Below are 20,830 nucleotides of genomic sequence, written 5' to 3' on the forward strand. Positions count from 1 at the left end.
AGGCTGAGGGCCCCGGCCGTGATGGAGAGGATGGGACCCGTCGTCCCCCTCAGGGGCACGGCTCCCAGAAGCCGGTCGTGCGCTGGGGGTTGGTGTAGTACCAGCAATAGTTCGGCTGGGGCGGCGGGCCGGCAAGGTTTGCCGCCGCGACCCCGGTGAGGAAGCCGAGCGCCGCGCCGGCCGCCACCGCGCCACCCGGCGGCCAGTAGGGACGCGGATTGACCACCACCACGCCGCCCCCGCGCGGCACCGGCCCATAATAGCGGCCCGCCCCGTAATAATGGCCGGGATTGGCGACACCGACGCAGCCGCGCCACCCGCAGGCCCCGGCGCGCCAGGCTTGCGCCTCGGGCATGGCCGCCAGCATCCCCATCAGGGCCACGGCCGCCCCTGTCGCCACATACCCAATCGTCTTCATGCCTGTCTCCTCGGCGGGTGCCGTCAGCAACACCCGGATGATGTCGTCCCCGATTCGGAGATTACCGCTCTCCTTCGGTAAGCGCATCCGGTGTTGACGCTGGGTCGTCCAGCGCTTTCTTGCCGTGCCCCGGCCCGCCATGGTACGGGCGCGCAACGGAGAGCCCTGCCCATGACCCACCGCCCGCTCATCATCGCCCCGTCCATTCTCGCCAGTGACTTCGCGCGCTTTGGGGAGGAACTCAAGGCGGTGGACGCCGCCGGCGCGGACTGGATCCATATCGACATCATGGACGGGCATTTCGTGCCCAACATCTCCTTCGGGCCAGACGTGGTGAAGGCGCTGCGCCCGCTCTCGGCCAAGCCCTTCGACGTGCATCTGATGATCGCACCGGCCGATCCGTATCTCGAAGCCTTCGCCAAGGCGGGCGCGGACCACATCTCGGTCCATGCGGAAGCTGGCCCGCATCTCCACCGCTCGCTGCAGGCCATCCGCGCCCTCGGCAAGAAGGCCGGCGTCGCCATCAACCCGGCGACCCCAGCCAGCGCCATCGAGCATGTGCTCGATATCATCGACCTCGTCATCGTGATGACGGTGAATCCCGGCTTCGGCGGGCAGGCCTTCATCGCCCCGGTGATGGACAAGGTGCGCCAGATCAAGGCGATGATCGCTGATCGGCCGATCGACATCGAGATCGATGGCGGCGTGACGCCCGAGACCGCCGCCGCCTGCATCGCCGCCGGCGCCAATGCGCTGGTCGCCGGCTCCGCCACCTTCAAGGGCGGCGCGGCCGCCTATGCCGGCAACATCGCCGCGATCCGCGAAGCGGCGGAACGGGCGCGGGGCACGCTCGTCTGACGCGGCCGCAGGGCAGCGTCCCGGCGGCGGGATTTGTCGCGCCCCCGCCTATCTGCTAATGCGCGGGCATCCACCGCTTGCCGAAAGAGCCCGCCCGTGATCCCGCGCTATACCCGCCCCGAAATGGCTGCCATCTGGGAGCCGCAGACCCGCTTCCGCATCTGGTTCGAGATCGAGGCGCACGCGACCGATGCGCTGGCTGAGCTCGGCGTGGTGCCGAAGGAGGCCGCGGCGAAGATCTGGGAGATGGCGAAGGAAGCCACCTTCGACGTCGAGCGCATCGACGAGATCGAGGCGGTCACCAAGCATGACGTCATCGCCTTCCTCACCCATCTCGCCGAGATCGTCGGGCCGGAGGCGCGCTTCGTCCATCAGGGCATGACCTCGTCGGACGTGCTGGACACCTGCCTCTCGGTGCAGCTGGTGCGCGCCGCCGACATTCTCATCAAGGATGTCGACCGACTTCTCGCGGCGCTGGAGGCCCGCGCCTTCGAACACAAGCTCACCCCGACCATCGGCCGCTCGCACGGCATCCACGCCGAGCCGACCACCTTCGGGCTGAAGCTCGCCCAGGCCCATGCCGAATTCCAGCGCAACCGCGCCCGCCTGGTCGCGGCGCGCGAGGAAGTCGCCACCTGCGCCATTTCCGGCGCGGTGGGCACCTTCGCGCAGATCGACCCGCGCGTGGAAGAGTATGTCGCTGCCAAGCTGGGCCTGAAGGTCGAGCCGGTGTCGACGCAGGTCATACCCCGCGACCGCCACGCCGCCTATTTCGCCGCGCTCGGGGTCGTCGCCTCCTCAATGGAGCGCGTCGCCATCGAGATCCGCCATCTGCAGCGCACCGAGGTGCTGGAGGCCGAGGAGTTCTTCTCGGCAGGCCAGAAGGGCTCCTCGGCCATGCCGCACAAGCGCAACCCGGTGCTGACCGAGAACGTCACCGGCCTTGCCCGCCTCGTGCGCGGCATGGTCACGCCGGCGCTGGAGAATGTCGCCCTCTGGCATGAGCGCGACATCTCGCACTCCTCGGTCGAGCGCGGCATCGGCCCCGACGCGACGGTGACGCTCGATTTCGCACTGAACCGCCTTGCCGGCGTCATCGAAAAGCTCGTGGTCTATCCGGAGAACATGCAGCGCAATCTCGACCGCCTCGGCGGTCTTGTGCATTCCCAGCGCGTGCTGCTGGCGCTGACGCAGAAGGGCGCGAGCCGCGAGGACGCCTATCGCCTCGTGCAGCGCAACGCCATGCCGGTCTGGCGCGGCGAGGGCGACTTCCAGACGCTGCTCACGAATGATGAGGAAGTGCGCCAGTACCTGACGCCGGAGGAGATCGCCGAGAAGTTCGACCTCGGCTACCACCTCAAGCATGTCGATACGATCTTCACCCGGGTGTTCGGCCGCGCCTGAGCACAGCAGGGCCGATCATAAAAAAGGCGCGCCACCGGCGCGCCTTTGTCATTTCAGGCTCGCTTGATCTAGCGGAAGACCGGACCGCGCCCACGTCCGCGCCAGTCCGCCCCACCACCGCGCCAGCCGGAAACGCCACCACGGTAATAGACCGGGCCTCGACCGCGCCAGCCGGGGCCACCGCCCCAATAGCCGCGGCGCGGGCCGTAATAGCGCGGGCCATAGCCATAATAACGCGGCCCGCCCCAATAGCCGGGCCCTGGCCCCCAATAGGGACCATAGCCTGGACCGCCCCAGGCGGAGCCGACCGCCGCGCCGAGCGCGAAGGCGCCGACGCCGAGAGCGACATCATTGGCGTAGTAATTGGGCTGCACGACCACGCGGGCAGGTGCGCGGCCGCCAAAGGCGAGATAGCTCGCGCTGACGAAGCCGCCGCCGACACGGCACCAGCTCCCGGCGCAGCCGCCGGTATTGACCTGCGTGCCGGCCGGCAGCGAACCGATCACCGCGTAACGCGTGCCGGGGCCGCTGCGGATATTCAGATCGGTCGTCGCCACGGCCGGTCGGGCCGACGCAGCAACCGTGCCGGCCATCAGCAGGCCGGCGGCAACCATCAGAGATTTTGCGAAATGCATTCGGGCTCTCCTCACCGCGGCAGACGCTTGGACGCCTCCCCGCTGACGCAGCGGCCGCAACACTGTGCGATAGCAATCGAATGGGGCGAAATTGGTTGCTCTACGTAAACGTTCGCCCGATCACAGTTACGTCACCAGATCGCGGCACCGGGCCGCCACATGACCGGCCGGCCATTATAGGACGGGCCTTCCGCATAGGGGCCCTGCCAGAACGGCCCCATCCCGCCATAGAAGCTGGCGCGTTGCGGCAGCCGCCCTTCCCCGCGCCGCGACCAATAGGTGTCGCCATAGCGGTCGCCGAAGCGGGCGATGTTCGGATAGCCCGGATGCATGTTGGCGTAACTGGTCCGTCCGCCCCAGTAGCTGGTGCGCGCCCCCCAGTAGCTGGCGCCATTGCGGCCATAGAGGCCCGGTCCCCAATAGCCCGGCCCCCAGCTCGCCCGCCACACCGTGCCCCAGCCATAGCCGAAGGGCGCGGTGCCATAACCGCCCCAACCATAGCCGCCATCCGCCGCGTCGACCGCGGCGGCGAGCCCGACAAAAGGCGCGGCGAGGCCGGCCAGCAGCGCGGCGCCCGGCGCATAGGGCGCGGTCACGGCAATGCCGGGATAGACCGGGCCGGCATAGGGCGCCGTCGCCTCATACCCAACGGGCACGGCCGGGCCACCGTAGGCGGCATAGGAAGAAGCCATCTGTGTCGCCGGACCGCGGGCCGGGGCCCGACGCACGACGACGCGAGCGGGCTCGGCCGCGCCGGTCGAGAGGTGGCGGGCACTCACATAGCCGTCCACCGTCTCGCACCAGCTGCCCGAACAGCCGCGCAGCTCGACAGAGGTGCCGGCCGGCAACGTGCCGACGCTGTCATAATTTGTACCCGGCCCGGTGCGCAGCTTGACTGAAGCCGTGGTGATGGCCGTGGAAGTCGCCCCACCCGTCGTGACCGTCGCCCCGGCCGGCGATGCGGAGAGGTCGGGAATCACGTTCGGCGCATAGGCGCGGCCCGGCGTCGCCGCCACCGGCGCGGCGCTCATCGGCTGCAGAGACAACGCGGCCGGCGCGCCCTGCCCGATCAGCCGGGCGCTGACATAGCCATATTGCGTCTGGCACCATGCCCCGGCGCAGGACACGACATTGACGGGCGACCCGGCCGGCAGCGTCCCCAGCAGGTCATAGCGCGTCCCCGGCCCGGAGCGCACATTGGCGCTCGCCGTCACCACCGCATTGCCTGCGGATGCAGCGCCAGCCGCACCGAAGCCGCCATAGGCACCGAGCCCACTGGCACCCGACACGGCCGTGGAGCCGTAGCTCAGCGAGTCGCGGGCTTGCGAGCCCGGCACGCGCGGCTGGGCGGCGGCGTTCAGCACCTGCTGCACCGGCCCGCGCGAGAGCAGATAGATGCTGATATAGCCCTCATCCGTCTGGCACCAGCTATCGGCGCAGCGGATCACCTGAACGCTGGTCGAATCCGGCAGCGTCTTGACCACTTCATACTCGGTGCCGGGGCCCGAGCGCACATTGGTCGTGCCCATGGTGGTGCGCACGCCGGACATGGTGAGATCATCGCCGGGATGATCGGACGGCACGCCCGCGATAAGTCCCGTGCCAGCGGCGGCGACCGGGGGCTGATAGCTCGCCGCCGCGCCCGCCGGCGCATAGCCGAGCGCCGCGGCGCCCTGCAACGCAGCCGGCGCGCGATAGGTGGGCGAGGCGCCGCCCGCAAGGGCAGGCGCTCCATAAACGGCAGATGCGGCGGCGCCCTGCCCGATCAGCCGGGCGCTGACATAGCCATATTGCGTCTGGCACCACGCCCCGGCGCAGGACACCACATTCACCGGCGCGCCCGCCGGCAGCGTGCCGAGCGAATTGTAGCGCGTCCCCGGCCCGGAGCGCACATTGGCGCTCGCCGTCACCATCGCATTGCCTGCGGATGCAGCGCCAGCCGCACCGATGCCGCCATAGGCACCGAGCCCACTGGCACCCGACACGGCCGTGGAGCCGTAGCTCAGCGAGTCGCGGGCTTGCGAGCCCGGCACGCGCGGCTGGGCGGCGGCGTTCAGCACCTGCTGCACCGGCCCGCGCGAGAGCAGATAGATGCTGATATAGCCCTCATCCGTCTGGCACCAGCTATCGGCGCAGCGGATCACCTGAACGCTGGTCGAATCCGGCAGCGTCTTGACCACTTCATACTCGGTGCCGGGGCCCGAGCGCACATTGGTCGTGCCCATGGTGGTGCGCACGCCGGACATGGTGAGATCATCGCCGGGATGATCGGACGGCACGCCCGCGATAAGTCCCGTGCCAGCGGCGGCGACCGGGGGCTGATAGCTCGCCGCCGCGCCCGCCGGCGCATAACCCAGCGCTGCGGCGCCCTGGATCGGCGGGGGCGCGGGAATGAAATTGCCGGAGGCGGCGGCAGTGCCGGAAAATGCCGGGCTGGCGGCGGCAGCGCCAGGCGCCTGCGCCAGCAAATTCGCGCTCACATAGCCATAAGGGGTCTGGCACCAGGCGCCGGAGCAGCCGACCACCTCGACGGGCGTGCCGGCCGGCAGCGTGCCGAGAAGACCATAGCTGGTGCCCGGCCCCCCGCGCACATTGGCGGTGCTGCGCGTCGTGGCGGGCCATGCTGCGGCCGCCAGCGTGCCGGCCATCAGAAAGCCGGAAGCGAACAGAACGGACGTCGTGAACCGCATGGGGCCTCCCATGCCACGACCTTCCCGAACGGACGATCGCGGCCATCCTCACGGATGACCGCAATCGCCGCCTGTCGCAATCAAATGCCGAAAAGATGGTTGCCAAGGTGCAACCAGCCGGGCGACCGCGCGAATCGGTGGTGCCGGCAGCCTCGCGCCTTCCGGCCCGGACGCGTCAGCCTTCGGTCTTGAGCTGGGTGATCGCCTCGGCCAGCAGCTCTTCCATGGTGCGGCGAATGCGATGCTCGGACACGTCGAGGCCCTTGGCGTCGAGGTCGGCCTTGACCTTGCGGTACACATCCTCGTCGCCGGCTTCCTGCAGGTCGGCCTCGATGAGGGTGCGGGCATAGGCGTCGGCATCGGCGCCGGCGAGGCCGAGCTTCTCGGCGACCCACAGGCCGAGCGCCTTGTTGCGGCGGGCATGGGCCTTGAACTTCAGGGTCTCGTCATGGGCGAACTTCGCCTCGAACGCATCTTCGCGGTTATCGAACGTGCTCATGCGATGGCCCCTATGTCTGTAAGTTGCGGCTTGATTATCGCGTGCCCGCACCCAAATCAACGCCATCGCGGCCATCCACCGCCCCCTACGGCAATCTGCCGCTCGGGGCCCCGACATGTCCCGTGCGGTGGAGACACGCCAGACATGCACGCGGTCCTGTTTGTATCCGCACCGGCGATCGGCTAGTGTCCGCGCGTGGGCGCCGGAGCCGGAGCGAAACGAATCGTCGGCGATATCGAGATCGCCAGGGCGCGACAGATCGCGTAAACGTGCGGCGCCCCAGCCGTGAACCCGGAACCGGAGCCCCGGCACCCTAATGGACTTCCTCAACCGACGGTACCCACCCATGAGCCGCCGCCGCCGCATTTATGAAGGTAAGGCGAAGGTCCTCTATGAGGGCCCTGAGCCAGGCACGCTGATCCAGCACTTCAAGGATGACGCCACTGCCTTCAACAACAAGAAGCACGACGTCATCGACGGCAAAGGCGTGCTGAACAACCGTATCTCGGAATACATCTTCCTGAAGCTGAACGAGATCGGTGTCCCGACCCATTTCATCAAGCGGCTGAACATGCGCGAGCAGCTCATCCGCGAGGTCGAGATCATCCCGCTTGAAGTGGTGGTGCGCAACGTCGCCGCCGGTTCGCTGTCGACCCGCCTCGGCATCGAGGAAGGCACGCAGCTTCCCCGGTCGATCATCGAATTCTACTACAAGAACGACGCGCTCAACGACCCGATGGTGTCGGAAGAGCACATCACGGCGTTCGGCTGGGCGACCACCCAGGAAATCGACGACATCATCGCGCTGGCCATCCGCGTGAATGATTTCCTGTCGGGCCTGTTCCTCGGCGTCGGCATCCGCCTTGTCGACTTCAAGATGGAATGCGGCCGTCTCTGGGAAGGCGACATGATGCGGATCGTCGTCGCCGACGAGATCAGCCCGGATTCCTGCCGTCTGTGGGACATCAAGTCGAACGACAAGCTCGACAAGGATCGTTTCCGCCGCGACATGGGCGGCCTCGTCGAGGCCTATTCGGAAGTGGCGCGCCGCCTCGGCATCATGTCCGAGAACGAGCGCAGCACGGGTGGGCCGGTTCTGGTCAAGTCCGAACCTGAAGAGTGACGGGCCCGCCGGGAGCTGCGGCTTTCGGTGGTCTCCTATACCGGATCGGGCATTGAGCCCGGTGCAGGCTGATGATAGGCGGGGGCCCGGTTGCCCCCGTCTGTGTTTTTCACCCGCAAGTTTCCACGAGTGGTCCCATGAAGGCGCGCGTTCTCGTCACCCTGAAATCCGCCGTGCTCGATCCGCAGGGCAAGGCCATCGAAGGCGCGCTGCGCTCGCTCGGCGTGCCCGGCATCGCCAGCGTCCGCCAGGGCAAGGTCTTCGATGTCGAACTGGACGGCGCCGACCAGGCCAAGGCTGAGGCGACGCTCAAGGAAGCCTGCGAGAAGCTGCTCGCCAACACCGTCATCGAAACCTACCGCATCGAGTTCGTGAGCTGACGCGATGAAATCAGCCGTTCTCGTTTTCCCCGGCTCCAATCGCGAGGGCGATGCCGCGAAGGCTCTTGCCGCCGTCTCCGGCAGCAAGCCCGCCATGGTCTGGCACGCGGAGACCGAACTTCCGGCGGGCACCGATCTCGTGGTGCTGCCCGGCGGCTTCTCCTATGGCGATTATCTGCGCTGCGGCGCCATCGCCGGCCGCGCTGCCATCATGAACGCGGTGCGCGAGCATGCCGCCCGCGGCGGGCTGGTGCTCGGCATTTGCAACGGCTTCCAGATCCTGTGCGAGAGCGGCCTGCTGCCGGGCGTGCTGGTCCGCAACTCCCGCCTGCGCTTCATCTGCCGCGAGGCGCTGCTGAAGGTCGAGCGCAACGACACGCCCTTCACCCGGCGCTATGCCAAGGGCGCCATCGTGCGCTTCCCCGTCGCCCATGGCGAAGGCAACTACACCGCCGATGCCGAGACGTTGAAGCGGCTCGAGGGCGAGGGCCGCGTGCTGTTCCGCTATGTCACCGCCAGCGGCACGCGCGACGACACGCAGGTGCTCAACGGCGCCGCCAACTCGATCGCCGGCATCGTCTCCGAGAAGCTGAACGTGCTCGGCCTGATGCCGCACCCGGAAAACCACGTCGATCCCGCCATCGGCCCGACCGATGGCCGCGCCCTGTTCGAGAGCCTCGCCGGAGCGCTGGAGAGGGCCTGAGGGTCTCCCCTCGCCGGCCCGCCCCGCCTCGCCCCGCAAACGTAAGACGGCCCGCATGACCTCCTCCGAACCGAAGATCACCCCCGAGCTCGTCGCCGACCATGGCCTCAAGCCCGACGAATATGAGCGCATCCTGAAGCTGATCGGCCGCGAGCCGACCTTCACCGAGCTCGGCATCTTCTCGGCCATGTGGAACGAGCACTGCTCGTACAAGTCCTCGCGCCTGCATCTGAAGGGCCTGCCGACCAAGGCGCCGTGGGTCATTCAAGGGCCGGGCGAGAATGCCGGCGTCATCGACATTGGCGACGGCCAGGCCGCCGTGTTCAAGATGGAGAGCCACAACCACCCCTCCTATATCGAGCCTCACCAGGGCGCGGCGACGGGCGTGGGCGGCATTCTGCGCGACGTGTTCACCATGGGCGCCCGGCCGATCGCGGCGCTCAACGCCCTGCGCTTCGGCGATCCCAAGCACCCGCGCACCCGCCATCTGGTGGCCGGCGTCGTCGGTGGCATCGGCTCCTATGGCAACTCCTTCGGCGTGCCGACGGTCGGCGGCCTTGTCGGCTTCCACACCCGCTATGACGGCAACCCGCTGGTGAACGCCATGGCGGTCGGCCTCGCGGATGCGGACAAGATCTTCTACGCCAAGGCGACCGGCGTCGGCCTGCCCGTGGTCTATCTCGGCTCCAAGACCGGCCGCGACGGCATCCACGGCGCAACCATGGCCTCCGCCGAGTTCGGCGAGGGCGCCGAGGAAAAGCGCCCGACCGTGCAGGTTGGCGACCCCTTCGCCGAAAAGCTGCTGCTGGAAGCCTGCCTCGAGATCATGGAGGCCGGCTGCGTGGTCGCGATTCAGGACATGGGCGCGGCCGGCCTCACCTGCTCGGCCGTCGAGATGGGCGCCAAGGGCGATCTCGGCATCGAGCTGGAGCTCGACAACGTGCCCTGCCGCGAGGCCGGCATGAGCGCCTATGAGATGATGCTCTCCGAGAGCCAGGAGCGCATGCTCATGGTCATCGCGCCGGGCAAGGAAGAGCAGGCCGAGGCGATCTTCCGCAAATGGGGGCTCGACTTCGCCATTGTCGGCCACACCACCGACAATCTGCGCTTCGTCGTCAAGCACAAGGGCGAGGTCAAGGCCGACCTGCCGATCAAGGAACTGGGCGACGAGGCCCCGCTCTATGACCGGCCGTGGATCGAGACGCCCAAGCAGCCGCCGATCGACCCCGCCGCGCTGGAAATCTCCGCGACCATTCCGGGCGCGCTGGAGCGCCTGATCGGCTCGCCGGACTTCGCCTCCAAACGCTGGATCTGGGAGCAGTACGACTACCTGATCCTCAACAACACCGCCCAGCGCCCCGGCGGCGATGCGGCCGTGGTGCGTGTCGAGAACGGCCCGAAGGCGCTCGCCATGAGCTGCGACGTCACCCCGCGCTATTGCGAGGCCGACCCATTCGAGGGCGGCAAGCAGGCGGTGGCGGAAGCCTGGCGCAACATCACCGCTGTCGGCGCCCGTCCGCTCGCCATCACCGACAATCTGAATTTCGGCAACCCCGAGAAGCCGGAGATCATGGGCCAGCTCGTCGGCTGCCTGCGCGGCATCGGCGCGGCGGCGCTGGCGCTCGACTTCCCCGTCGTGTCCGGCAATGTCAGCCTCTACAACGAGACCAACGGCCGCGGCATCCTGCCAACCCCGACCATTGGCGGCGTCGGCGTGCTCGACGACATCGACACCATGGCGACGCTGGCCTTCAAGGCGAGCGGCGAGCTCATCTTCGTGGTCGGCGCCACCACGGGCTGGCTCGGCCAGTCGGCCTTCCTCTCCGAGATTCTCGACCGCGAGGACGGCGCCCCGCCGCCGGTCGATCTGGAGCTTGAGCGCAAGAACGGCGATTTCGTGCGCGCCCTCATCCAGGCCGGCCTCGTTACCGCCGTGCATGACGTGTCCGATGGCGGCCTGCTGGTGGCGGTCGCCGAGATGGCCATGGCCTCCGGCATCGGCGCGAACCTCCTCGCGCCCGAGGGCATCAATCCGCACGCCTACTGGTTCGGCGAGGATCAGGCGCGCTACGTCATCACCGTCGCCAGCGGCGAGAAGGCGCAGGTCCTGCGTGAGGCCGAGGTGGCCGGCGTCACCCTCGCAAAGATCGGCGCGACCGCCGGCGACCGATTGAATATTCCGGGCGAGCGCCCAATTGTAGTCGACGCGCTGCGCGAGCGGCATGAGGCCTGGCTGCCCATCTATATGGGCGCGGGCATGGTGTGAGGGAGCATCATCCATGGCGATGGAAGCGGCCGAGATTGAACGGCTGATCCGTGAGGGGGTACCGGACGCCTCGGTGGAGATTCGTGATCTCGCCGGCGACGGCAATCACTATGCCGCAACCGTCATCTCGGAGAGCTTCCGCGGCAAGAGCCGCGTGCAGCAGCACCAGATGGTCTATGCGGCGCTCAAGGGGCAGATGGGTGGCATCTTGCACGCCCTCGCGCTCCAGACCAATGTGCCGGACTGAACGCGGCGACGTCGCTGAACGCGGCCCGCGCCGCTCCACCACTTTCCCGCCAGGGATCGCCAGAAGGGCAATGCCATGAGCATCCATGATTTCATCGACAGCCAGGTGAAGAGCAACGACGTCGTCGTCTTCATGAAGGGCACGCCGCAATTCCCCATGTGTGGCTTCTCCGGCCAGGTGGCGCACGTCTTCAACCTGCTGGGCGTCGACTACAAGGGCATCAACGTTCTCGACTCCGACGAGATCCGCAACGGGATCAAGGAGTACACGAACTGGCCGACCATCCCGCAGGTCTTCGTGAAGGGTGAGTTCGTCGGCGGCTGCGACATCGTCCGCGAGATGTACCAGGCAGGCGAGCTGCAGACGCTGCTGGAAGAAAAGGGCGTCGTGGTCGCTGGCCGCGCCACTGCCTGAGCGCTTGCGCGACATAGACGGCAATGCGGGGCGCCACGGGCGCCCCGTTTCATTTGCAAAGGGCGATCAGCGAAAATGCCTTTCGACCCAGGCGAGAAAGCTCTCGCCGGAGGGTGGCAGCGTGGCGAAGCGGCGGGCGACCAGCCAGTAGGCGCCGAAGGGAATGGAAAGCGGAAAGGGGCGTATCAGCTCGCCCCGGGCGAGAGCATCGGACGCCAGCCGCTCATCGGTAAGCGCCACGCCCTGCCCGCGCAGCGCCGCCTGCAAGGTGAGGCCACCTTCCGCATAGACCAGCCCGCGCTGCGCCGTGGCCGGCGCGGCAATGCCGGCGGCGGCGAACCACTGCCCCCATACATCGCGCCGCTCCTCATGCACCAGCGGATAGGCCAGCAACTGTTCCGGTCGCAACAATGGATCGCCATCCGGCAGCAGCGACGGCGAGAGCACGGGCGTCAGCCGCGTCGTGAAGAGCGGGCGGCTCTCCACCCGCGGCCATCGGCTCTGCGTCTCGCTATGGCGAATGGCGATCGCTGGATCACGCCCACGAAATTCGTAGAACCGACGATCCGTATCGATATCGAGATCAATGCCGGGGTGACGCCGCTGAAAGTCGGCGAGATTGGGCATCAGCCAGCACGAGGCAAAGGATGGCTCGCAGCTGATGATTAATGCCGGCTGTTCCTCGGTCTGGCGCAGGCGGTCGAGGCAGTCACCGATGCTGTCGAAGGATGTGGTGAGCAGCAACCGCAGCTCCTCGCCCGCTGCCGTCAGCGTTACCGCGCGATGATGCCGCTCGAAGAGGGGGCGGCCGATCAACGCCTCCAGGTCGCGCACCTGCCGGCTGATCGCCGCCTGCGAGATGAAGAGTTCGGCCGCCGCCTGGGTGAAGCTGCGATGCCGCGCGGCCACCTCGAAGCTGCGCAGCGCGGTAAGCGGAAGCCGGCCCCGTTTCATCCATAACCTCAAGTCATGCGACGACGATGATATGCTCGTTTGTCGAGGCGTGGCAACAAAGGTCACATGGCGGCCGAGGAGATGCCGCCATGCTCATGAATTTGCTCGATATATTGACCGAGACAGTCGCTCTCGCGACATTTCAGCATCCGGCGCATCGTCCGGCCGACCGGCACCGGGCCACTGCCAGCTCGTGTCGCGAAGCCCGCACCCGATCGGCTACGGAACCGGCGCCGCCACTTCCCGAGAGGCCCGTCGAACGGGTGTCGATCCGGCCGGTATTAGCGAGGTTGGGCGTTGTCCGCTAAAGGCACCCCAACAAAAAAGCCGCCCCGAGGGGCGGCTTTCTCGTCTCTCGCGATCCGTTGGGATCAGCGCGAATAGTACTCGACCACGAGGTTCGGCTCCATCACGACCGGATAGGGCACCTCGTTGAGCTCGGGCACGCGCGTGAACTTGGCGGTCAGCTTGTGAGCGTCGACTTCCAGATAATCGGGAACGTCGCGCTCGCCGGAAGCCGCGGCCTCGATCACGAGGGCGAGCTGCTTCGAGGCTTCCTTGACCTCGATCACGTCGCCGACCTTGACCTTGTAGCTAGGAATGTTGACGCGCTGGCCGTTCACCTTGACGTGGCCGTGGCTCACGAACTGGCGGGCGGCGAAGACGGTCGGAACGAACTTGGCGCGGTAGACGACCGCGTCGAGACGGCGCTCCAGCAGGCCGATCAGGTTGGCGCCGGTGTCGCCCTTGAGGCGCGAGGCTTCAACATAGATCGCGTGGAACTGCTTCTCGCCGATCGAGGCGTAGTAGCCCTTCAGCTTCTGCTTGGCGCGCAGCTGCACGCCGAAGTCGGAAAGCTTGCCCTTGCGGCGCTGGCCGTGCTGGCCCGGGCCGTATTCACGCTTATTGATGGGGCTCTTCGGGCGGCCCCAGATGTTCTCGCCCATACGGCGGTCAAGCTTGTGCTTGGCCGAAACGCGCTTGCTCATGCGCTGGTCCTCTTCGCAAGGTTGCGGTTTGGATCGCGCCCCCTCCTCTCCTCCCTTGCGGGAAGTGACAGGCCCTGTCCGAACGCGCCGGTCAGGTCCACGGGTGCGTGAAACGTTGCACGGGGCCGTTGCCGACCCCGTGCGTGAGCGGGTGGATAGTCGCAAAAGGGCGGAAGGTCAAGGGCGCGGGCGCTCTGGCAGGCTTCGGCCCCAGCCTCACCGGCCCTTGCGCAACGCCGCCAGCACCTCGAGGCTGGCATAGCCGTCGGGATCCACCCCCATCTTGCGCTGGAAATCGGCCACCGCGCGCATGGTCATGTTGCCGACGCGTCCATCCGCCCCGCCCGTGTCGAAGCCGGCGCGGGTGAGTCGCCGCTGAACCTCCTGGATCTCCGCCAGCGTGAGCGCGCGCTCGCCGCCCGGGAAGGGCGTGATGAAGGGCGCGCCGCCCAGCACCCGGTCGCCGAGATGGCAGACGGCGAGGGCATAGTTCATCGAGGGGTTGTAGCTGCGCACGGCATAGAAATTCTGCGTCAGCAGGAAGCACGGCCCCTCCGGTCCTACGGGGGCCCAGAGCCGCGCGGTCGCCTTTGGCAGGTCGAAGCGCCCGCCCCCTGCCGGCGTCACGCCGGCCTTGGCCCAGTCGGCGACGCTACGGCGTGTCTTGTTGTCCGCCAGATTTTCGGGGACGCCGTCCATCCGCACCTCGACCCCCCAGGGCAGGCCGCGCTGGTAGTTGCCGCGCTGGATCAGATAGCGCGAGGAGCCCGCCAGCGCGTCCGGCACCGAATAGGGCGAGGGCGCGCCATTCCCGTCATAATCGACGCCGAGATTGAGCCAGACCTCGGGCATCCACTGCGTATGCCCCATGGCGCCGGCCCAGGAGCCCTGCATCTCATCCGGCTGCGCCCAGCCGCGCTGGACGATGGCGCAGGCATTCAGGAATTCCGTTTCCCAGTATTTGCGCCGGCGCGGCTCGCCCCAGGCGAGCGCGGCCAGCGAGGGGAAAACAGGGCGCATATGATCGGGGTCGAGCACCAGTTCGCCGAAGGCGCTCTCCATACCCCAGAGGCCGAGCAGCACATCCGGCTCGACGCCGAAATCGCCCTGCAGGCGCTTCATCAGCGCGGCGTTCTTCTGCGCCGCCGCGCGGCCGGTATTGAGCCGCCATTCGGAGATACGGCGGTTGAGATACTGCCAGAGCTGCTCGCGGAATTCCGGCTGGCCGCTGTCCTTGGCATAGACCGAGGTGTCCGGCTCCAGCCCGCGCGTGACCTTGTCATAGACTGCGTCGGATATGCCGCGCGCCCGCGCCCGGGCGCGGAATTCGGCAACCCAGACATCAAACGGCTTGTCCGCCTGCTGCGCCCGCGCGGGCAGGATGGCGCCCGGTGCCATGCCCAGCGCCCCCGCGCTGGCCAGCGCTGCGCCGGCAAGGAGAAGGCGGCGGCGGCTAAAACCTCTCGGCGCCTCAAGATCGCAGGGCTTGGTCGCCGGCGGCACGCGCAAACAGGTCACGGACGAATCCTTCCGGGCAGCTTCTGCCGATGCGGCATGCTGCGCGGGGAAGGCGGCAGCGGCAAGGCCGGAAGCCGGGCCACTCGTGCGACAGGGCTGTTCAGGCCGCCGCCATCGCCACCGGCAGCACCTCGCCCGCCCGCGCCGCGCGGCCGATGATGGTCTCCACCAGCCCCGAATCGAGCGGTCGCCCAGTCGAGAACAGCCGCAGCGGCGCCGGGCTCGCGGCAAAGGCCGTGGGGCCGAGCAGCGCGGCAAGGCGCCGGGCGATGGCCGGCGCCGGGTCGATCCAGCGCACCGGCCAGGGCGCGACCTTCTGGAGACGATCGAGCACCAGCGGGTAATGCGTGCAGGCCAGCACCACCGCATCGGTCCGCGCCTTACCCGCGCGCACAAAGGCAGGAGCGATCTCGGCGGCAAAGGCCTCGTCCGGCACGCTCTCGCCGGCCATGGCGGCCTCGGCGAGCGCGGCGAGCTGCGTCGAGCCGACCAGCGTCACCGCGCAATTGCCGGCGAAATCGCGAATGAGCGTCTGGGTGTAGTCGCGCTTCACCGTGCCGGGCGTCGCCAGCACGCTCACCTGCCGGCTGAGCGAGCTCTCGCAGGCCGGCTTGATCGCCGGCACCGTGCCGATGAAAGGAATGGCATGGCGCGCGCGCAGGCTCGGCAGAACGAGCGTCGAGGCGGTGTTGCAGGCGATCACCACCGCATCCGGCCGCACGCGGGCGATCAGCGCGTCGATGACGCAGACCAGCCGGGTCAGCAGCGCGCCCTCCTCCCAGGAGCCGATGGGAAAGGCCGCGTCATCGGCGGCATAGACGAAGCGCGCATCGGGCCGCACCCGCGCCAGCTCGCGGAACACGGAAAGGCCACCCAGCCCCGAATCGAAGACGAGGATGGTCGGCGCGCGCAACGCGCTCGGCAGCTGGGTCTCGGGGGACAGCGATGGCGACGACACGCGGGACGGCCCATTGGCACGAGGGGACGAGACGCCGATGGAGCCGGTGGATGCCGGGCCGGGTGAAGCCTCGATGCGCATCTGAATGTCCTCCATCCCGGGCGGGATTATGGCGCATCTCAGTGTGACGCATCTTGGTGAACGGATCGTTGCGACCTCAACCGCCTCCCGGCACGGGGGATCTCAGCCGGCGTCGCCCTCATCATCGGCCGGCGCCTTCTGCCCGCTCAGCCGCGCGGCGGTGCGCGCCGCCCGCAGGCCGCGTCCTTCCACCAGCGCGGTGACCATGCCGTGCAGCGTGGCAATGTCCTGCCGCGTCAGCCCGACCCGGTGGAAGATGTTGCGGATGTTGCGGATCGTCACCGGCTTCTTCTGCGGCGAGCGGAAGAACAGCGCCGCGTCGAGTTCGTGCTCCACATGATCGAAGAAGGCGAGAAGGTCCGCCTTGTCGGCGATCGGGTAGCGGTCCGGCTGCTGGAAGGGAAGCGCTCCGCCCGAGGCGTGCTTGAACCATTCATAGGCGATCACCGCCACCGCCATGCCGAGATTCAGCGAGGCAAAGGCGGGGTTCACCGGCAAGGTGAGGATCACGTCGGCGAGGGAGACCTCCTCGGTGTAGAGCCCGGTGCGCTCGCGCCCGATCAGCAGCCCGACATTCTCACCGCCCTTGATGCGCGTGCCGGCCTCGACGGCGAAATCGTCGGCGCCGATCACCGTCTTCTGCATCCCGCGCTCGCGGGCCGTGGCGGCGGCGATGAAGTTGAGATCGGCGATGGCCGCGCGCAGGTCCGGGAAGATCTGCGCCTCTTCCAGAATGCGGTCGGCGCCGGAGGCGAAGGTCACCGCCTTGGGGTTCGGCCACCCCTCGCGCGGATTGACGATGCGCAGCCGCGTCAGGCCGAAATTGCCCATGGCCCGCACGGCCGAGCCGATATTCTCCCCGAGCTGCGGCTCGACGAGGATGACGACCGGCCCACCCTGGGGCCAGTCGAGGCTGCGATTGGTGCCAGCGCCGGTCATCGGGCGAACCCCGTGGCGGCGAGGGAGGTGCGGAAATGGGACAGGGCGAGCGGCGCGTTCATGGCCGCCCTCCTAGAGCATTTCCTCCAGGAGTGAAATCGCTAAGCGCCCGCACGAGCCCACGCAGAAGCGCGGGCGCCGCCCGCGCTCATTTGGCGGTTGGCAGGCGGCTCACCGTCACCTGGCTCGCCGCCCCGGCCTTGCCGCGGATCAGCCCCCACACAACACCCGGCTGAGCCGGGTCGAAGGCGAAGCCCTGCCCGGCGATCTCGACGGGAATCGTCTCCTGCCACACCATCACCGACCCCATCTCCGGCGGGGCGACGACGTAGAGCTCGGCATTGTCATGGCCGGAGATGTAGAGCCGGCCATCGGGCCCGAAGGCGCCGCCGGAATTGCTCATATCCTGGAATTTGGCGACCAGCGCGTCGGGATAGACGAAGGCCTCGGCGACGCTCCAATCCGCGTTGAAGCGCACGAGCTGGGTGGCGTATTTGTTGCCATAGGCGACCGGGCTCTTGTCGAACACGCGATTGTAATTGGCGAAGGCGCCCCACCAGCGGCCCTGGGGATCACGGTCGAGCCAGGTGAAGGAGCCGCGATCAATGCCGAAACTGTGGCTTTCCAGATGCTTCAGCGTCTCGGCGTCCCACACCTCGATCGAGGAGGTCATCGGCCAGTCCGGGTAATTGGAATGCGCGGTGTAGAGCTTGCCGTCGCGCACCACGCCGCTGTCGAGATGGAGGATCGGCCCGGCCTTCGGGCCCTCCCATTTCGCCACCGCCTGGCCGGTGGTCTTGTCGAGCTTCACCAAAGTGCGGTTGTCGATCGCGTAGAAAAAGCGGTCCGACACGGCGACGGCCTGCCGGGCTTCGGGAACCTCGAAGCGGGTGAGCGTCTCGGCGGCCGGGCGCTGCTCCTGAGCGGCGGCGCTGCAGGCGCACAGGGCGGCCAGCAGGAGGGCAAGGCTGACAGAGGTACGGCGCGACATGGTCTTGGTCTCCCCGAGTAATCGCACGCGCCCCGCAGGGTGCATCGCGGCAGATCCGCGAGGGGGCTAACAGCGGCCGATGAAGCTGCCACGACAGGCGTTTGACGATTTACCGCCAAAGTCGTGCCGCACCGCGCTTTCGCTTGACGCTGCGGCGCGGTATCACGCCTTCACCGGCGGCGGCCGCGCGGACCGGCGCCGAGGCCCCATTACGAAGCTGCATCCGTGCGAGGTAGGAACCCATGGCGAAGATCAAGGTCGAGAATCCCGTCGTCGAACTCGACGGCGACGAGATGACCCGCATCATCTGGCAGTACATCAAGGACAAGCTGATCCACCCGTACCTCGACATCGACCTCGAGTATTACGACCTCGGCGTCGAGAACCGCGATGCCACCGAGGACCAGGTGACGATCGATGCGGCCGAGGCGATCAAGCGCGTGGGCGTGGGCGTCAAATGCGCCACCATCACCCCGGATGCGGGCCGCGTCACCGAGTTCAACCTGAAGAAGATGTGGCGTTCGCCCAACGGCACCATCCGCAACATTCTTGGCGGCGTGATCTTCCGCGAGCCGATCATCTGCAAGAACGTGCCGCGCCTCGTACCCGGCTGGACCCAGCCGATCATCGTCGGCCGCCACGCCTTCGGCGACCAGTACCGCGCGACCGACTTCACCGTTCCGGGCAAGGGCACGCTGACCATCAAGTTCGTCGGCGATGACGGGCAGGTCATCGAGCACGAGGTCTACAAGTTCCCCGGCGCCGGCGTCGCGATGTCGATGTACAATGTCGACGAATCCATCGTCGAATTCGCCCGCGCCTCGCTGAATTACGGCCTGATGCGCAAATACCCGGTGTACCTGTCGACCAAGGACACCATCCTGAAGCAGTATGACGGCCGCTTCCGCAAGATCTTCCAGGACATCTACGACGCCGAGTTCAAGGCCGAGTTCGAGAAAAACAAGATCTGGTACGAGCACCGCCTGATCGACGACATGGTCGCCTCGGCGCTCAAGTGGTCCGGCGGCTATGTCTGGGCGTGCAAGAACTATGATGGCGACGTGCAGTCGGACATCGTGGCGCAGGGCTTCGGCTCGCTGGGCCTGATGACCTCGGTGCTGATGACGCCGGATGGCCAGACCGTGGAGGCCGAGGCCGCGCACGGCACCGTCACCCGCCACTACCGCGAGCACCAGAAGGGCAAGGAGACCTCGACCAACTCCATCGCCTCGATCTTCGCCTGGACCCGCGGCCTCGCGCACCGCGCCAAGCTCGACAACAATGCCGAACTCGCCAATTTCTGCACCACGCTGGAGAAGGTGTGCGTCGACACGGTCGAGAGCGGCTACATGACCAAGGATCTCGCCCTTCTCGTCGGCGCGGACCAGAAGTGGCTTTCCACCACCGGATTCCTCGACAAGATCTCCGAGAATCTGGGCAAGGCCCTCGCCTGAGGCCATGAACATCCGGGACGCGCTTTGGCGCGTCCCGGTTCCCCAGGCACGGTAACCTGGACCCATACCGCGGGCGCCAGCGGCGGGCTGGTCGCCTGGCCTTGGCGGTTAGCTGTCAATCTTGCAAACGCAGGATACCGGCGAAAAGGGATAGGCCATGATGCGCATCCGGCTTTGGGCCTGGGTTTTTCTCGGCATCGTTGCCGCGCTCGTGCACTCCCTGCCGGCAGCCGCAGCCGCCACCGGGCGCCGTCCCCAGGCTGTGGGGCCGAGTTTCACCCAGACCAGGATCACGATTGATCGGAACCGGCGCATCGATCTGCGCGGGAAGAGCTGGATCCTGAGTAATTCCCGAACGCCCACGCCCACCCGATCAAGCAATTGCCGAATTGGCACCGATCGTATCAACCGCTATCCCCTTATCGTCGAAGGACCGGGCCGGGCGCGCATCTACGGCGGCAGCATCATTGGCCGCGTTCCTCAGAACAGCCCTTGGGGCGCCTCCTACTGCAACAGCGCGGCGATCGAGATCAGAACCAACGGCGCAACGCTCGACAGCTTCTACGCACGCAATGTGTGGGATGGGGTGAGGATCGCCGGGCCGCAGGGCTCAAGCTTTCGTCTTTCCAACATCTGGATCAGCGGCGCGCGTGATGATTGTGTCGAGAACGACCAGCTTCTGTCCCTCGAACTGCGCAACTCGCTGCTCGAATCCTGCTTCATGGGGATAAGCGTCGAGCCCAATTGCGGGAAATCGGCCTGCCGCTTCGACGACTCCCGAGCGACACTAGATATCAACAACAGCCTCATTGGGCTGAAGGCCGCGACCGTCGATCCCGTCTCCGGCGAAAACATCATGGGCGCCGTCTTCTTCAAGACGTCGATCTGGTCCCCGCGCATCAACATCCGCAACAGCGTGCTGGCCTTGGAGGCCATACTGCCGCGGGACCGCGCGCGCCTGATGACGTTCAAGAACAAGATCGGCCGCTGCGAGAACAACCTTCTCTTGCTGACAGGCGACGATCCGGTCGACGAGCTCGATTTTCCGCCCAGCTGCTTCACCGTCTACCGAGGCGAGGAAGCCCGGCAGAAATGGGACGAGCTGCGTGCGCGCTGGGTTGCGGCGAATGCGCGCCGATTTCATTAAGCGGCTCAGTTTTCCGTGAGCGGCGCCGCCTTTGCTGCATGCCAGGCGACGCATCTCTGGGCGCCGCGCCGCGCAGAGAGCGCGTCGCACCTCCCCTGAGCGATAGAGTTCCGGCTCGGGCGCGACATATGCGCTCAAACAATGACTTAGCTGCTGCGTGAA

At 67.4% G+C, this 20,830-nt stretch carries 20 protein-coding genes; 10 read left to right on the forward strand and 10 right to left on the reverse strand.

Annotated elements, in window-relative coordinates; all coding sequences use genetic code 11:
* Positions 1-49 precede the first annotated feature (49 nt).
* A complete protein-coding gene (locus AncyloWKF20_RS07120) occupies positions 50-418 on the reverse strand; it encodes a hypothetical protein (RefSeq protein ID WP_279317181.1) in 369 nt (122 codons plus the stop codon).
* A gap of 171 nt (positions 419-589) precedes the next feature.
* Between AncyloWKF20_RS07120 and rpe the strand changes: the two genes are divergently transcribed.
* Together rpe and purB are read left to right on the forward strand one after the other, a co-directional pair.
* Positions 590-1,276 carry a ribulose-phosphate 3-epimerase gene (gene rpe / locus AncyloWKF20_RS07125; protein ID WP_279317182.1) on the forward strand — a complete coding sequence of 229 codons (687 nt, stop codon included), beginning with the start codon at positions 590-592 and terminating at the stop codon, positions 1,274-1,276.
* 96 nt (positions 1,277-1,372) lie between these two features.
* Positions 1,373-2,680 carry an adenylosuccinate lyase gene (purB, locus tag AncyloWKF20_RS07130; protein WP_279317183.1) on the forward strand — a complete coding sequence of 436 codons (1,308 nt, stop codon included), beginning with the start codon at positions 1,373-1,375 and terminating at the stop codon, positions 2,678-2,680.
* Positions 2,681-2,748: 68 nt separating this feature from the next.
* On the opposite strand, the gene AncyloWKF20_RS07135 is transcribed toward purB, so the two are convergent.
* The 3 genes from AncyloWKF20_RS07135 to AncyloWKF20_RS07145 all read right to left on the reverse strand — a co-directional run bounded on the left by AncyloWKF20_RS07135 (position 2,749) and on the right by AncyloWKF20_RS07145 (position 6,504).
* Complete coding sequence (locus AncyloWKF20_RS07135) at positions 2,749-3,315, reverse strand: SH3 domain-containing protein (protein WP_279317184.1); 567 nt, start codon at positions 3,313-3,315, stop codon at positions 2,749-2,751.
* A 131-nt stretch (positions 3,316-3,446) separates the two neighbouring features.
* Positions 3,447-6,005, reverse strand: a complete 2,559-nt coding sequence (locus tag AncyloWKF20_RS07140) for an SH3 domain-containing protein (RefSeq protein WP_279317185.1) — start codon at positions 6,003-6,005, stop codon at positions 3,447-3,449.
* 175 nt (positions 6,006-6,180) lie between these two features.
* Positions 6,181-6,504: a DUF1476 domain-containing protein gene (locus AncyloWKF20_RS07145; protein WP_279317186.1), complete on the reverse strand. Its 324-nt coding sequence runs from the start codon at positions 6,502-6,504 to the stop codon at positions 6,181-6,183.
* 316 nt (positions 6,505-6,820) lie between these two features.
* Between AncyloWKF20_RS07145 and purC the strand changes: the two genes are divergently transcribed.
* From purC to grxD, 6 genes are all read left to right on the forward strand, one after another.
* Positions 6,821-7,627: a phosphoribosylaminoimidazolesuccinocarboxamide synthase gene (gene purC, locus AncyloWKF20_RS07150; protein WP_279317187.1), complete on the forward strand. Its 807-nt coding sequence runs from the start codon at positions 6,821-6,823 to the stop codon at positions 7,625-7,627.
* Positions 7,628-7,764: 137 nt separating this feature from the next.
* Positions 7,765-8,007: a phosphoribosylformylglycinamidine synthase subunit PurS gene (gene purS / locus AncyloWKF20_RS07155; RefSeq protein ID WP_279317188.1), complete on the forward strand. Its 243-nt coding sequence runs from the start codon at positions 7,765-7,767 to the stop codon at positions 8,005-8,007.
* Between the two features lie 4 nt (positions 8,008-8,011).
* A complete protein-coding gene (purQ, locus tag AncyloWKF20_RS07160; protein WP_279317189.1) occupies positions 8,012-8,710 on the forward strand; it encodes a phosphoribosylformylglycinamidine synthase subunit PurQ in 699 nt (232 codons plus the stop codon).
* A 55-nt stretch (positions 8,711-8,765) separates the two neighbouring features.
* A complete protein-coding gene (gene purL / locus AncyloWKF20_RS07165; RefSeq protein ID WP_279317190.1) occupies positions 8,766-10,976 on the forward strand; it encodes a phosphoribosylformylglycinamidine synthase subunit PurL in 2,211 nt (736 codons plus the stop codon).
* 13 nt (positions 10,977-10,989) lie between these two features.
* Positions 10,990-11,223, forward strand: a complete 234-nt coding sequence (locus tag AncyloWKF20_RS07170) for a BolA family transcriptional regulator (protein ID WP_267582079.1) — start codon at positions 10,990-10,992, stop codon at positions 11,221-11,223.
* A gap of 75 nt (positions 11,224-11,298) precedes the next feature.
* Positions 11,299-11,637, forward strand: a complete 339-nt coding sequence (grxD, locus tag AncyloWKF20_RS07175; protein ID WP_267582078.1) for a Grx4 family monothiol glutaredoxin — start codon at positions 11,299-11,301, stop codon at positions 11,635-11,637.
* Between the two features lie 66 nt (positions 11,638-11,703).
* Here the strand turns inward: grxD and AncyloWKF20_RS07180 are convergent, their stop codons facing one another.
* The 6 genes from AncyloWKF20_RS07180 to AncyloWKF20_RS07205 all read right to left on the reverse strand — a co-directional run bounded on the left by AncyloWKF20_RS07180 (position 11,704) and on the right by AncyloWKF20_RS07205 (position 18,067).
* On the reverse strand, positions 11,704-12,657 hold the full coding sequence (locus AncyloWKF20_RS07180) for a LysR substrate-binding domain-containing protein (protein ID WP_279317191.1): 954 nt from the start codon (positions 12,655-12,657) through the stop codon (positions 11,704-11,706).
* Positions 12,658-12,962: 305 nt separating this feature from the next.
* Positions 12,963-13,580 carry a 30S ribosomal protein S4 gene (gene rpsD / locus AncyloWKF20_RS07185; protein ID WP_279317192.1) on the reverse strand — a complete coding sequence of 206 codons (618 nt, stop codon included), beginning with the start codon at positions 13,578-13,580 and terminating at the stop codon, positions 12,963-12,965.
* A 216-nt stretch (positions 13,581-13,796) separates the two neighbouring features.
* A complete protein-coding gene (locus AncyloWKF20_RS07190; RefSeq protein ID WP_279317904.1) occupies positions 13,797-14,978 on the reverse strand; it encodes a lytic murein transglycosylase in 1,182 nt (393 codons plus the stop codon).
* 220 nt (positions 14,979-15,198) lie between these two features.
* On the reverse strand, positions 15,199-16,137 hold the full coding sequence (murI, locus tag AncyloWKF20_RS07195; RefSeq protein WP_279317193.1) for a glutamate racemase: 939 nt from the start codon (positions 16,135-16,137) through the stop codon (positions 15,199-15,201).
* Positions 16,138-16,239: 102 nt separating this feature from the next.
* Positions 16,240-17,076, reverse strand: coding sequence for an RNA methyltransferase (locus tag AncyloWKF20_RS07200; RefSeq protein WP_279317194.1), 837 nt, complete (start codon positions 17,074-17,076; stop codon positions 16,240-16,242).
* 148 nt (positions 17,077-17,224) lie between these two features.
* A complete protein-coding gene (locus AncyloWKF20_RS07205) occupies positions 17,225-18,067 on the reverse strand; it encodes a cycloisomerase (RefSeq protein ID WP_279317195.1) in 843 nt (280 codons plus the stop codon).
* A gap of 242 nt (positions 18,068-18,309) precedes the next feature.
* Here AncyloWKF20_RS07205 and AncyloWKF20_RS07210 point away from each other — a divergent pair, with 242 nt between their 5' ends.
* Together AncyloWKF20_RS07210 and AncyloWKF20_RS07215 are read left to right on the forward strand one after the other, a co-directional pair.
* Positions 18,310-19,521: an NADP-dependent isocitrate dehydrogenase gene (locus tag AncyloWKF20_RS07210; protein ID WP_279317196.1), complete on the forward strand. Its 1,212-nt coding sequence runs from the start codon at positions 18,310-18,312 to the stop codon at positions 19,519-19,521.
* Between the two features lie 157 nt (positions 19,522-19,678).
* A complete protein-coding gene (locus AncyloWKF20_RS07215) occupies positions 19,679-20,668 on the forward strand; it encodes a hypothetical protein (RefSeq protein WP_279317197.1) in 990 nt (329 codons plus the stop codon).
* The last annotated feature ends 162 nt before the right edge of the window (positions 20,669-20,830 follow it).

Origin of the sequence: Ancylobacter sp. WKF20, assembly GCF_029760895.1 — a bacterium.
In the GTDB taxonomy this organism is placed as follows: domain Bacteria; phylum Pseudomonadota; class Alphaproteobacteria; order Rhizobiales; family Xanthobacteraceae; genus Ancylobacter.

Excerpts from the sequence above, each read along its gene's own strand:
- purQ (WP_279317189.1), top strand. The coding sequence starts at position 8,012 with ATGAAATCAGCCGTTCTCGTTTTCCCCGGCTCCAATCGCGAGGGCGAT.
- AncyloWKF20_RS07135 (WP_279317184.1), bottom strand. The coding sequence starts at position 3,315 with ATGCATTTCGCAAAATCTCTGATGGTTGCCGCCGGCCTGCTGATGGCC.
- AncyloWKF20_RS07140 (WP_279317185.1), bottom strand. The coding sequence starts at position 6,005 with ATGCGGTTCACGACGTCCGTTCTGTTCGCTTCCGGCTTTCTGATGGCC.
- purL (WP_279317190.1), top strand. The coding sequence starts at position 8,766 with ATGACCTCCTCCGAACCGAAGATCACCCCCGAGCTCGTCGCCGACCAT.
- AncyloWKF20_RS07200 (WP_279317194.1), bottom strand. The coding sequence starts at position 17,076 with ATGACCGGCGCTGGCACCAATCGCAGCCTCGACTGGCCCCAGGGTGGG.
- rpe (WP_279317182.1), top strand. The coding sequence starts at position 590 with ATGACCCACCGCCCGCTCATCATCGCCCCGTCCATTCTCGCCAGTGAC.
- AncyloWKF20_RS07170 (WP_267582079.1), top strand. The coding sequence starts at position 10,990 with ATGGCGATGGAAGCGGCCGAGATTGAACGGCTGATCCGTGAGGGGGTA.
- AncyloWKF20_RS07210 (WP_279317196.1), top strand. The coding sequence starts at position 18,310 with ATGGCGAAGATCAAGGTCGAGAATCCCGTCGTCGAACTCGACGGCGAC.
- purS (WP_279317188.1), top strand. The coding sequence starts at position 7,765 with ATGAAGGCGCGCGTTCTCGTCACCCTGAAATCCGCCGTGCTCGATCCG.
- AncyloWKF20_RS07205 (WP_279317195.1), bottom strand. The coding sequence starts at position 18,067 with ATGTCGCGCCGTACCTCTGTCAGCCTTGCCCTCCTGCTGGCCGCCCTG.
- murI (WP_279317193.1), bottom strand. The coding sequence starts at position 16,137 with ATGCGCATCGAGGCTTCACCCGGCCCGGCATCCACCGGCTCCATCGGC.
- AncyloWKF20_RS07120 (WP_279317181.1), bottom strand. The coding sequence starts at position 418 with ATGAAGACGATTGGGTATGTGGCGACAGGGGCGGCCGTGGCCCTGATG.
- rpsD (WP_279317192.1), bottom strand. The coding sequence starts at position 13,580 with ATGAGCAAGCGCGTTTCGGCCAAGCACAAGCTTGACCGCCGTATGGGC.
- grxD (WP_267582078.1), top strand. The coding sequence starts at position 11,299 with ATGAGCATCCATGATTTCATCGACAGCCAGGTGAAGAGCAACGACGTC.
- AncyloWKF20_RS07190 (WP_279317904.1), bottom strand. The coding sequence starts at position 14,978 with ATGGCACCGGGCGCCATCCTGCCCGCGCGGGCGCAGCAGGCGGACAAG.
- AncyloWKF20_RS07215 (WP_279317197.1), top strand. The coding sequence starts at position 19,679 with ATGATGCGCATCCGGCTTTGGGCCTGGGTTTTTCTCGGCATCGTTGCC.
- AncyloWKF20_RS07145 (WP_279317186.1), bottom strand. The coding sequence starts at position 6,504 with ATGAGCACGTTCGATAACCGCGAAGATGCGTTCGAGGCGAAGTTCGCC.
- purC (WP_279317187.1), top strand. The coding sequence starts at position 6,821 with ATGGACTTCCTCAACCGACGGTACCCACCCATGAGCCGCCGCCGCCGC.